This is a genomic window from Faecalicatena contorta (genome assembly GCF_021531895.1).
In the GTDB taxonomy this organism is placed as follows: Bacteria; Bacillota; Clostridia; order Lachnospirales; family Lachnospiraceae; genus JAFBIX01.
The window spans coordinates 106499-115405 of record NZ_JAFBIX010000005.1 but is presented as its reverse complement, the minus strand read 5'-3'; the positions used below and the strand labels follow the sequence as shown (position 1 = coordinate 115405).

General features: G+C 41.8%; 6 protein-coding genes. 3 read left to right on the top strand and 3 right to left on the bottom strand.

Annotated elements, in window-relative coordinates:
* Positions 1-125: 125 nt before the first annotated feature.
* Positions 126-3017 (top strand): hypothetical protein, encoded by a 2892-nt coding sequence (locus JQM81_RS02825; RefSeq protein WP_235232016.1) that lies wholly within the window; start codon positions 126-128, stop codon positions 3015-3017.
* Between the two features lie 112 nt (positions 3018-3129).
* Positions 3130-5040: a 1,4-alpha-glucan branching protein GlgB gene (gene glgB, locus JQM81_RS02820; RefSeq protein WP_235232012.1), complete on the top strand. Its 1911-nt coding sequence runs from the start codon at positions 3130-3132 to the stop codon at positions 5038-5040.
* Between the two features lie 772 nt (positions 5041-5812).
* Here glgB and JQM81_RS02815 read toward each other — a convergent pair.
* The 3 genes from JQM81_RS02815 to trmB all read right to left on the bottom strand — a co-directional run bounded on the left by JQM81_RS02815 (position 5813) and on the right by trmB (position 8400).
* A complete protein-coding gene (locus tag JQM81_RS02815) occupies positions 5813-7117 on the bottom strand; it encodes a DUF1002 domain-containing protein (RefSeq protein WP_235232011.1) in 1305 nt (434 codons plus the stop codon).
* A 64-nt stretch (positions 7118-7181) separates the two neighbouring features.
* Positions 7182-7505: a thioredoxin family protein gene (locus tag JQM81_RS02810; protein ID WP_235232010.1), complete on the bottom strand. Its 324-nt coding sequence runs from the start codon at positions 7503-7505 to the stop codon at positions 7182-7184.
* 238 nt (positions 7506-7743) lie between these two features.
* Positions 7744-8400, bottom strand: coding sequence for a tRNA (guanosine(46)-N7)-methyltransferase TrmB (gene trmB / locus JQM81_RS02805; protein WP_235232009.1), 657 nt, complete (start codon positions 8398-8400; stop codon positions 7744-7746).
* A gap of 195 nt (positions 8401-8595) precedes the next feature.
* Here trmB and JQM81_RS02800 point away from each other — a divergent pair, with 195 nt between their 5' ends.
* Positions 8596-8907: a hypothetical protein gene (locus JQM81_RS02800; protein WP_235232008.1), complete on the top strand. Its 312-nt coding sequence runs from the start codon at positions 8596-8598 to the stop codon at positions 8905-8907.

The following is an 8907-nucleotide window of genomic DNA, read 5'->3' as shown; positions in this document are numbered from 1 at the left end:
CATTTTGACATTATTATAACCATATGATAAACTTATATAAATATAAGTAAGTAAATATACTATTTTGACAATTATTTGAGGTGAGAAATTTGGATAAATATGAATATCGGGTAAAGACAGAGCAGATGCTCGAATACATGGATAAAAAACAATATAAGAAAGCTATGGAGATTGCAGATACCATTGACTGGCGCAGAGTTAAGAATGTGTCTATGCTGAATATGGTAAGTGAGATCTATGAATATAACGGAGAATTCCAGAAGAGCCGAGATATACTATTTGTTGCATTTGATCGCGCTCCGGGAAGCAGAAAGATTGTATACCGGCTCGGTAATCTGGCGTTAAAGATAGAAGATTTTGAAGAAGCATCAGATTGTTATGAAGAATTTGTAAAACTTGCACCAAAAGATCCAAATCAGTATATTTTGAAATACAAGATTCTGAGAGCACAGGGAGCACCATTAGAAGAACAGATTCATGCCATGGAAGATTTTAAAAAGGCGGAGTATGTTGAAAAATGGGCATACGAGTTGGCAAAATTATATCATGAGGCGGGAATGACTGCAGAATGTCTGGAAGAATGTGATGACTTGATTCTGTGGTTTAGCGAAGGAAAGTATGTCTATCAGGCAATGGAATTGAAGATGAAGTATAAGCCATTGACCCCGCTTCAGAAGGAAAAATACGATGCTCGCCCAGGCGCACCAAAGAAAGAAGAGTCTGAGAAGACAGAAGAAAAGAAGCCGGAACAGGCAAAAACGCCTATGGCAGAAATTATCCGTGAAGCAGAGGCGGCTGAAGAGGAAAAAGTTCAGGACGTTGCAAGAGAATTGAAGCAGAATGGAATTGATGTCGCAGAAGAATTGCCGGAAGTAATGGAAGAAGAGATTCCAGAAGAAAAGCCAGAAAAGCATTCTGCAATTACGAGAGTTGTAAAGGGTGCAACTTTGCAAGAAGCACTTGCAACGGGAGTGGCAATCGCCAGTGGAATCAATATAGAAGAGAAAGCAATGAAGGAGAAAGAGGAAGCGTTAAGAGTTACTGGACAGATGCGCATTGAAGAAATCCTTCAGGAGTGGGAAGCAAAGCAGAAGGCGAATGCAGAAGTAATCGAAAAGAAGAAGCAGGAAGACCGCGAGAGAATTAGAAAAGAGCGGGAAGCGGCAGAACGTCGAAAAGAAGCAGAACGCTTAGAAGTAGAGAGAAAGGCAGCTGAGGCGGCCCGAAAAGCGGCGGAAGAAGAAGCGGCCCGAAAAGCGGCGGAAGAAGAAGCAGCCCGAAAAGCAGCCGAGGAAGAAGCGGCTAGAAAGGCAGCTGAGGAGGCGGCTAGAAAGGCAGCCGAAGAAGAAGCAGCCAGAAAAGCAGCTGAGGAGGCAGCTAGAAAGGCAGCCGAGGAAGAAGCCAGAAAAGCAGCGGAGGAAGAAGCAGCCAGAAAAGCGGCGGAAGAAGAAGCAGCTAGAAAAGCGGCGGAAGAAGAAGCAGCCAGAAAAGCGGCGGAAGAGGCGGCCAGAAAAGCAGCAGAGGAAGAAGCAGCTAAAAAAGCAGCGGAGGAAGAAGCAGCTAAAAAAGCAGCTGAGGAAGCAGATACGATCATTCAGGGAAAGACACAGAGAATTCCAGATGATATTGTAAAATTGATGGAAGAAATGGAGAATGATGTAGAAGAAGATAATTTCGAGGCCGATGCGCTGGAAGATACCTTTGAAACAGAGGAAGTAGAAGATCAGGAAGAAGATTTTGATATAGAAGATTTTATCGGCGATTTCGAAGAAGACTTTGCAGAGGAGTTTGAAGAAGACTTTGACGAGGAAGACTTTGGAGAAGAGGATTTCGAAGAAGAAGACTTTGACGAGGAAGACTTCGGGGAAGATTTCGGAGAAGAAGACTTTGCAGAGGAAGATTTTGAGGAAGAAGACTTCGGAGAGGAAGATTTCGAAGAAGAAGACTTTGGAGAAGAAGACTTTGAGGAGGAAGATTTCGGCGAGGAAGACTTTGAGGAAGATGACTTCGAGGAAGAAGAACTTGAGGAAGAAGAACTTGAGGAAGAAGACTTTGAGGAGGAAGATTTCGAAGAGGAGGAACTTGAAAAGGCAGAGCCTGAACCGGTAACAGAGACTCTTGAAATTGAGGAGCCATCTGAAGAAGAGATTCAGAAAAGAATTAAAAAGTCAAAAGGCGGTGGAGTTCCGTTTGATACAGGATTTGTTGTGACTGGACGTTATGATCTGAGCGCAACTAGTGAGATTGGTCTAAAAGCTGGACTTACCGAAGAACAGAAAAAATTGTTCTCTTATTTTGTTCCGGTAAGAGGAATGAGTGAACAGATCGTGGAAGTTCTTGATAATGACCGGAGAGCACAGAGAGAAGGAACCTCAAAGACAGGAAACCTTCTGGTAATCGGACGTAAAGGTTCTGGTAAGACGGTACTTGCAGTAGATATTGTAAAGGCAATTCAGAAGCAGAGGAACCTGAAGCAAGGAAAGGTAGCGATTGTAACAGGAGAATCATTGAATAAGAAGGAATTGACGAATATTATTCAGAAGCTTCGTGGTGGTGCAATTATTATCGAAAAGGCAGGCAAACTGAATTCCAGAACAATTAAAGAGTTAAATTATCTGATGGAAAAGAAGACAGGAGAACTTCTTTTTGTGCTGGAAGATCAGAGAAAACCACTGGAGCGTCTGATGACAGCCAATCCAGATTTTAAGAAGAAGTTTACTTCAAGACTGGAACTTCCGGTATTTATAAATGATGAATTGGTAACGTTTGGACAGACATATGCGAAGGAGAATGGTTATAAGCTGGATGAAATGGGAATTCTTGCATTATACAGCAGAATTGATGTGATGCAGAGAGAAGATCATGCGGTATCTGTTGCAGAGGTTAAGGAAATCATGGATGAAGCAATTGAACATTCTCAGAAGGCAAATGTAAAGCATTTGGCAAGAAGAGTGTTTGGAAGAAGTACAGATGAGTCTGACAGAATTATTTTGAAAGAGGAAGATTTCAAAATATAAGAGATGAATAAAAGTAGGGTTTTGGTGAGTAAGATTTGCCAAAACCCTTTCTTTTTATGGTGGTCTAAAGTATAATAATAATATATCGCAACAGAATGTGAGGGATAGTTATATGGCAGAGAAAAAGAAAAAACCATATGAAATCGGCGAACTGGATCAGTACCTTTTTGGACAGGGAACACACTATGAGATTTACAAAAAAATGGGAGCTCATAGAGTGAAAAAAGGGAAAAAAGAGGGCGTATATTTTGCAGTATGGGCACCGCATGCGCGTTCTGTGTCTGTAGTGGGCGATTTCAATGAGTGGAGCATGGAAGCTAATCCAATGGAGAGGGAAGAACCATTGGGAATATACACATGTTTTATTCCGGGTGTTGAAGAGGGAGCTTTATATAAGTACTGTGTGGAGACATATACAGGAGAATATGTTTTTAAGTCTGATCCATATGCGAATTATGCAGAGCTAAGACCGGGTACAGCATCAAGAGTGACGGATATTTCCCAGCTTAAGTGGACAGATTCTGTCTGGATGGAGAAGCGTGAACAGTGGAATCATATGAAAGAACCAATGTCTATCTATGAAGTACATATTGGTTCCTGGAAGCGGCATCTTGGAACGGAAGGTACGGGATTCTATAATTATCGTGAGTTTGCAAAGGAAATTGTAAAGTACGTAAAAGATATGGGATATACTCACGTTGAATTGATGGGAATTGCGGAACATCCGTTTGACGGTTCCTGGGGATATCAGGTGACGGGATACTTTGCACCGACTTCTCGTTATGGAACACCAGAAGATTTCGCGTGGATGATTAATTATCTTCATAAGAATAAAATCGGAGTTATCCTGGACTGGGTACCGGCTCATTTCCCGAGAGATATACACGGATTGGCTAATTTTGATGGAACCCCTACATATGAATATGCAGATCCAAAAAAGGGAGAACATCCAGATTGGGGAACCAAGATTTTTGATTATGGAAAAAATGAAGTGCGTAACTTTTTGATTTCTAATGCTTTGTTCTGGATTGAATATTTCCATGTAGATGGTCTGCGAGTAGATGCGGTTGCATCCATGCTTTATCTTGACTATGGAAAACAGACTGGTCAGTGGATTTCTAATAAATATGGCGGAAATCAGAATCTTGAAGCAATTGATTTCTTCAAACATCTGAATTCCATTGTAAAAAAACGTAATCCAGGTGCATTAATGATTGCAGAGGAATCTACAGCTTGGCCGAAGGTTACCGGAGATGTTGAAGACGATGGCCTTGGTTTCAGCCTGAAATGGAATATGGGATGGATGCATGATTTTATAGAATATATGAAACTGGATCCATACTTCAGAAAATATAATCACAATCAGATGACATTTGCTATGAGTTATGCACATAGCGAGAACTTTATTCTGGTATTATCACATGATGAAGTTGTTCACTTGAAGTGTTCTATGCTGAACAAGATGCCGGGCCTTGGGTTCGACAAATATGCGAATCTAAAAGTCGGGTATGCCTTTATGATGGGACATGCCGGAAAGAAGCTTCTGTTCATGGGACAGGAATTTGCCCAGCTTCGTGAGTGGAGTGAAGAACGAGAGTTAGACTGGTATCTTCTGGCAGAAGAGGAACATCTGCAGATGCAAAACTGGGTAAGAGATCTGCTCCATCTGTATAAGAAGAATAAAGCAATGTATGAGCAGGATGACAGCTGGGATGGCTTCGAGTGGGTCAACGCAGACGATGCTGACAGAAGTATCTTCAGCTTTATCAGACATTCCAAAGGAAATAAAAAGAACCTCCTGTTCGTATGTAACTTTACACCAGTGGAGAGAGAAGATTATCGTGTTGGTGTACCGAGAAAGAAACAGTATAAGCTGATCATGAATAGTGATGATCCGAAATATGGTGGAAAAGGAGAAGAAAGACCACTTGTTTATAAGGCTAAGAAGGAAGAATGCGATGGAAGACCATATTCCTTCGAATATAAATTGCCAGCATATGGAGTTGCTATATTTGAGTTTTAAGTGGGAATTTAGATGAGTGAGTTGGTAATTGAGAGTGTACGGCGCAAGGATGAATGGGATGGTTGGCATTGCGGAGTCCTTCGCTGAGAAGCCATAACAGGAAAAGGAGCAGATATTTTGTGACCAGGCTGATTCACCCCGAAATCTTGATGATTTCGAGGCTCAGCAGCCTTCTTAGATCTGGCTTGAGGCCAGATCTTCGCGCAAAATGTCTGTTCCTTTTTCTGTAACGGCTTCTAACGCTTGTCCAACGAATGTCAACCATCTCATTCATCCTCTCGCCTGTCATTCCCAAGTCCGAAACTTCCTCATCTGCGAGGATTCCTGCGTATGACGAAAAGGGAAAGATATTGGCAATAGTTTGACAGAATAACTAACCAATATTTCCATCAAAATAATAATGAATAGTATAAGAATATCGTACCTCATTACGCTTCACGCTAGGAATTCCCCTAGATGAGTTCGTTCCGTGATTGAGAATGTCAGGCGCAAGGGAGTTGGATCGGTTGGTCTGTATCCGTTTATCCAAGCACTAGAATCCGTTACAGAAAAAAGAATTGCAATTCCGTGTGAGAATTTGGTTACAGACCAAATTCGAAAGGACTGCTGAATCGAGAAATTATCCAAATTTCTCGGTGAATCAGTCCGGTCACGAAATTGCAATTCTTTTTTCTGTTATGGATTCTCAGCGAAGGATACCGGATACAGACCAACCGATCCAACTCCCTTGCGTCGTGCACTCCTCAATCACAAAACTTACCCATCAAAATTCCTACTGAACACTCTCGCTGGAATCGGTTGTGCCATCATCGATGACTAATCCGGTGTCACCGGAGGTGTCTGTATCGGTTCCGTCTGCGGTGGAATCGTCGATTGCAGCATCATCTGTGGAATCACTTCCATCGAGATCGGAATCGTCTGTGATATCTGTATCATCGGTGTTGTCTTCTTCTTCGTCGGTGTCAGCGTCTTCGTCTACTTCTTCTGTATCTTCGTTGGTATCTTCATCCTCTCCGCCGAAGAGATCTTTGAAGAATCCAACTATTTTATCCCAGAAGCTTTCTTTTTCTTCGCCGACAACTGCATCCAGTGTACTGTCAATGATGGCATCTGCTCCGAGGACATCGTCCTGAGTATCGTTGATGATTCCGCCGTCGTTAGAATCGCCGGTAAAGAATCCTTTGACAGAACTCCAGAGGTTGGAGAAGAATCCGCCGCTTTCTCCGTTCAAGTTGTCCAGTGTCTTCTTCAATGCTTTTGTGTCATAATCGTATTGAGAGATTGTCTGCATCAGGGATACGATCTGAGCCATCTGTCCTTCGGAAAGGGTGATGTTATATTTATCTGCGGCATTGTTGACTGCATCCTGAATCTCGCCTTCATCTGTTAAGTTGTTATCGATGACGTCTTCTTTTACTTCGTTCATCAGGTCGCTTGCCTGTTCCTGACCGATGGTATCGGCAAGTTCTCCGGTAGTTATCAGTTCCTGAGTGGCAGCTTCCTTCTGTCCTTCGTCCAGGGCTTCACCGCTTGCCTGTTCATAAGCCATCATGATTCCGGTCAATGCCCCGGTACCGGATACTTCGATTGGAGAGGCAGCAACAACATTGCAGTTCTCAACACCGGAAGTTAATAATGTACTTGCAATCATAGAACTGGTTACATAAGTCAGGTTTGCAACTTTTACCTGTACACCGCCACTGCTGGTTGGTTCCACATAGGAACAGCTATATGTACGAGTTCCAATCTGTTCCTCAGAAGCGATTCCTTCCATGTATTTTCTTTCATCCGCATTGGTTACTTCGATGGTATCCACTTCATCAGCAGAAGTTCCGAAATATTCGTACATGGAGGTTTTCTGTTCCTCTGTAAGATTGGCGCCAAGAGTTACAACCTTTGAGCTGTCAGCCTGAGCTACCAGAGGCAGGCTGGAGCAGGTAAGTACTGCAGCCATGATTAATGGTAATGTTCGTTTTATCTTTTTCATAATGTCTGGTGTAAACACCATACCTCCTTTTTGTTCTTTTGCGGCGACAGCCGACGCAAGCAAAATGGCTATAGCTTCGTCGACTGCCACACGGAGACTTCATGATTCTACCCTAATATACCATATTCCGCTATTTTTGCAAATAAAATATGCATTAACTATTTCTGAAGATTTTCTGTAGACGTTGATCAAATAGCTCTTCGTCTATGACACCTTGCATACTTCCAAGCAATTCGCCGTTCTGAAAGAATACGAATGTCGGAACGATATTTGCTTCGTAGTTGGCGGCAAGTACGGCCGATTCGTCAACTTCTACTTCGCAGAATTTAATCTGGCCTTCATATTTTTTTTCGATTTCCTCTACAACCGGCTTCATCATAGCGCATTTGCCGCACCATATTGCATAGAACATGACCACAACCGGAAGAGGGTCGTGTTTCGCCTCAGCCGCAAAATTTTTGGCTGTTAAGTGTAACATATTATTCAACCTTTCTTTTTCTCATCTTCTAGCATCTGGGATTCAATATGCGACATACTTCATCCATAGAGTGCCTTAGACAGATTAATTTGTTGTGTAATCCTTTTTGTCGGTAAGTAAATTCACAGATCTTTTGTTTGATTCCTTTTTTTCGTCTGCGTCCCATATGCTTACATCCAGATATAAATTCTTCTATATTAATATATGCAGATGTACAAGACTTTGGCACAGAGAGATATTATAAAGATTTCCTGTGAGCAATTAATTTGCAGATGGGGTTACCCATAGAAGAGAACTTTTCTTCATATTCTGTCATAATATTGCCCTGGTTCATATCTGGTGTGTTATGTAAGTCGTAGGTACAGGCGGCAAGTTCAAATGTGGAAGATTCTTTTAGCTGTTCTACGGAAAAATCAAAGAGAGGCCTGTTATCTGTCTTGAATTCAACAGTCCCGTCCTGAGTGAGTATCCGGTCATATTGTGCAAAGAATTCAGCGGAAGTCAGGCGTCTGCGGGCATGACGAGCCTTCGGCCATGGATCTGAGAAATTCAGATATATACGGGAGACTTCATCAGGAGCAAATACCTCTGCGATATCAGCAGCATCCATACAGATGAAGCGAATGTTAGATGGAGAATTCTCCATTTCCTGGAATTTTTCTACTGCACGAAGAAGGACACTGGAATATCTCTCGATGCCAATGTAATTGATATCTGGATTACACTGAGCAAGGGAGAGAAGAAACTTTCCTTTTCCCATTCCAATTTCTATATGTATGGGGTTGGTATTATCAAATACATTTTGCCAATTTCCTTTAAAATCAGTTTCATTTTTAACAACTTCTTTACAGTCGTTCAATACACCTTCTGCGCGTGGTATATTTCTAAGACGCATACGCGATTCCTCCCTATTTTCAAGCGTTTTAGCATATCTTTTAGTTTATCTCCTGAGCAAAGAAAAGTCAATTCTACACGAATGTGTTAAATAAGTAACAAGGCTGTAATTTTTTGGTAATATTGACTATGGAAATTTGAAAAAATAAGAGTATTATTATAACATGAGTGTAATTATAGGAAAATGGAGGCGCCTATGGAATCTGTTGTTGAAAAATTAGCGGATATAGAGATGACTGCGGAAGCAATTGTGGAGCATGCCGAGGCTCAGAAAAAAGAGATTGAGAAAGAGATTCAGAGGAAGCGAGACCAGTTTGATGAGAATTTGGAAAGTGAGACGCAGGTACAACTGGATCAGATTAAAGCAGAAGCCGACAGGGAGATGGAACGGATTCTGGCGGATCAGAGAGAGAAGAATCAGTCGACGATTGATAATCTGAGAAAAGAATTTGAGAAAAATCACAGCGCATATGCCCAGGAGATTTTGAAGCATATAATAGAGGTGTAA

Excerpts from the sequence above, each read along its gene's own strand:
- JQM81_RS02825 (WP_235232016.1), top strand. The coding sequence starts at position 126 with ATGCTCGAATACATGGATAAAAAACAATATAAGAAAGCTATGGAGATT.
- glgB (WP_235232012.1), top strand. The coding sequence starts at position 3,130 with ATGGCAGAGAAAAAGAAAAAACCATATGAAATCGGCGAACTGGATCAG.
- JQM81_RS02810 (WP_235232010.1), bottom strand. The coding sequence starts at position 7,505 with ATGTTACACTTAACAGCCAAAAATTTTGCGGCTGAGGCGAAACACGAC.
- trmB (WP_235232009.1), bottom strand. The coding sequence starts at position 8,400 with ATGCGTCTTAGAAATATACCACGCGCAGAAGGTGTATTGAACGACTGT.
- JQM81_RS02800 (WP_235232008.1), top strand. The coding sequence starts at position 8,596 with ATGGAATCTGTTGTTGAAAAATTAGCGGATATAGAGATGACTGCGGAA.